The organism is Kandleria vitulina DSM 20405 (genome assembly GCF_000702065.1).
Taxonomy (GTDB): domain Bacteria; phylum Bacillota_I; class Bacilli_A; order Erysipelotrichales; family Coprobacillaceae; genus Kandleria; species Kandleria vitulina.
In genome coordinates, this window is record NZ_JNKN01000065.1 from 1 (window position 1) to 3263 (window position 3263).

Below are 3263 nucleotides of genomic sequence, written 5' to 3' on the forward strand. Positions count from 1 at the left end.
TACGGTAAGATGCATACAGCTTTCTCCTTTCTAAAGACTCGGAAATAGGATTTCCTGTATGTATATTATACCATATATTTTACTGATATTTATCCTACGGCCTGAAGGCACGTGGGTTTTCTGTCGGGAACTTTATAAAAAGTACACTGCTAAGAGTGTACTTTCTTCTATTTCTTCATCTTATAGACATTTCTGTTTTCTAAAGCAAAAATACGTTTTGTATATTCTCCTTCTTCAACCTGATCTTCTGCCTTCAAGAACATATTCATTCTAGCATCAATATTATCAATCAGATAAAGAACTTCTGCTTCTTTTAACTGAGGTAAAACAGGTGAACCATATTCATTCTTTCCATGATGAGAAAGGATCATATGAATAAGAAGCTGCACATGCTCATCATTGATGCCAAGTTCCTTAGCTTTCTCACTGATCATCATAGCACCAATGGAAATATGACCTAACAGGTTACCTTCAACAGTATAATGTGGTGTAATTGGTCCAGATAGCTCTCTGATTTTCCCGATATCATGAAGAATGACACCAGCAAAAAGAAGATCTTCATCTAGACTCTGATACATTTTTGCGGCTGATTTTGCCAATTGCAGCATGCAGTATGTATGATAGATCAACCCTGAAACAAATTCATGGTGATTTCTGCTTGCGGCTGGGAAAAGAATAAATTCATCGCGATGTTCTTTTATTAACGCAGATGTTAATGTCTTATAATCTTCATTCTTCATTCCTGCAATAGTATCTTCGATATCTTTGATCATGATATCCTTATCAAGCGGAGCCTTAGGTAAAAATGCGGATTTTTGCTCATCAGTCATCTCGATGGCTGTCATCTTAATGACTTTCATCTGTCTAGCACCACTGTACTTGATAATATCCCCTTTGCCTTCTACAACTGTACCCTGCACGAAAGCTTCGATATCTTCTTTTTTAACAGACCACATCTTTGCATCAAGAATGCCTGTACTATCCTGCAATGTCAGATTCAGATAATTGCTTTTATTGGCACCATTTGTTTTTCCTACAGTAACCTGAGAAATAATGGCTCTGAATTCGACATTATCCATTCCTGGTTCTAATTCTTTAATTTTATTCATTATCTTCACTCCATACTTCTTCTAAAAGAGATGTAATATCCGAATATTCATATCCTTTTCTCATTAAGAACTGAACAATCTTATTCTTAAGAGACTGTCCTTCATACTTATTATGATAGCGTCTATAGGCACGCTCATATTCCTGTTTTAAAAGAGCCTGTGTCTCTTCTTCAGGAAAATGCATTTCTACATGATCTAAAGCACGATCAACTGTCTCTGTTTTAAACCCTTTGTTAAATAGCTTGCTTTTGATATTAGCAATCAAGGCATTTGGTGAACGGGTATGATTGGCATTATAAAGCTTCTCAATAATCTCTATAGCCTTATCATATTCCAATTCATCCGAAAATGCTTCTAAAGTATGATTGATAATATCAGCACTCATGCCTTCCTTCTTTAAAGAAGCAACTGCACGATTAAAGCCATATCCCTTATTTAAAGATGATTCAATATAATTATAGCAGTATTCATAATCATCAATCAGCTTCTTTTCTTCTAGATGCGCTATCGTATGAGAAATGACTTCATCACTATAAGGTCCCTTCTTTTCTAATCTGGCTTTCAACTTAGAGGAAGAATAATCCTTATAAGATAAAAGCTTTAAAGCGGCATTATAACAATCTTGTACCTGTTCAAGATCTCTTAATATATCCAAAGTTTCACGATCTATATCAAGACCTTCACATAACTGAAATTCTTCAATGGACTGTTTCGTAAGCTTGACTAAAAACTGCTGATTACCTTCATTGACCGTCATCAGATAGCCCGTCTTAGCTTTTGAAATAGATGAAATCTTATAGCAGTATGTAAAACTATCAATGGCTTTCTGATAGACCGCAAGAATTTTCTCATAGAAGATTTCACTAGAAAACTGCTGGGAATCAATCAACGCCTGTTGGCTTATTCTTTTATCTTCTTCATCAAAAGAAACAAGCTCTTCAATCAGCTCTTCCTTTGTCTCAAAGAAAAATCCATTTTCTCCATTTTTAATCACATCTTCAAGGTTACGGTCATAACGTGCAAAAACAGGTAATCCTGAAGCCATCGCTTCAATATAAGTCAATCCCTGTGTTTCTGATGTAGATGCCGAAACAAAAGCGTCAGCGACATGATAATACTGTGGTACAAGCTTAGAATCCTTTGGACCAGTGAAGATCACACAGTCTTCTAATCCTTTTTCTTTTACAAGATCTTTTAACGTAGATAAGCTTGGTCCACCACCAACAATAAGAAGAAGAGCATCCTCTCTCTCCTTAATAATATCCTCCATCGCTTCAATTAAAACATCGATGCTTTTTTCTTGAGCAATGCGTCCTAAGAAAAGGATAACAAAATGATCATCTAATTCATATGTCTTTTTAATATCTTGAATGATTTCTTCATTTCGGTGTTGAGGACTAAAATGATCTAATACAAGACCTGTTCCAATAACGTTCATATTCTTCTCAATGCCATAAGAAGAAAGTTCATCAGCTGTCTTTTGCGATGGCACAATCAGCTGTGCACATGAGTTGCCATAGATCTTAGAAATCTTTTCTATGATCTTCTTCATAACAACATCAATCGGTTTAACGCCTCTGCTTAAATAATGAGAGTAATCAGTCCACATCGTATGATATGTATAGCATACAGGAACATTAAGAATTTCTCCAACAATACGCCCAAATATACCAACGCCAAATTCTGTCTGTACATGAATGACATCAGGCATAAATTCTCTTATTTCTTTCATACCATCAAAAGAATAAATGGTAGAAGCACGATATCCATAAAGCTTCTTGATATCAATACCAGGTATACGTACTGTCAATGCATCATCCTGATAATCTGAGCCACTTGGCAATTCAGTCGTTACTACAAGCACATGATGACCATGTTTAACAAGTTCATCATGCAATATGCGCGATGAAGTAGCCACCCCGTTTAAATCGGGGAGATATGTATCAGTAAAGATTGCGATATTCATACGACTCATCCTTTCTAATAAGCTATGGATATTTTACTACAAAACCGAGTAGGTATAAAGTCAAAAATATGGGTATTAACCCCTAATTTTGGGTAAAAAAAAGGAGTCCCCTTGGGGACCGGACAGACTGGCAGCGTGCTGTTTTTGCCGTTTCCGACTATCGTCGCCGCTGCGATGCTTAACTTCCG

General features: G+C 36.2%; 2 protein-coding genes. Both read right to left on the reverse strand.

The features are described 5' to 3' along the window. Positions 1-167 precede the first annotated feature (167 nt). A complete protein-coding gene (locus T513_RS0109495) occupies positions 168-1109 on the reverse strand; it encodes a 3'-5' exoribonuclease YhaM family protein (protein ID WP_029071343.1) in 942 nt (313 codons plus the stop codon). Then, positions 1102-3075 carry a glycosyltransferase gene (locus T513_RS0109500; protein WP_031589894.1) on the reverse strand — a complete coding sequence of 658 codons (1974 nt, stop codon included), beginning with the start codon at positions 3073-3075 and terminating at the stop codon, positions 1102-1104. Before T513_RS0109500 ends, T513_RS0109495 begins: the two co-directional genes overlap by 8 nt. Between the last annotated feature and the right edge of the window lie 188 nt (positions 3076-3263).

Coding starts and splice junctions, on each gene's coding strand:
- T513_RS0109500 (WP_031589894.1), bottom strand. CDS start 3,075: ATGAATATCGCAATCTTTACTGATACATATCTCCCCGATTTAAACGGG.
- T513_RS0109495 (WP_029071343.1), bottom strand. CDS start 1,109: ATGAATAAAATTAAAGAATTAGAACCAGGAATGGATAATGTCGAATTC.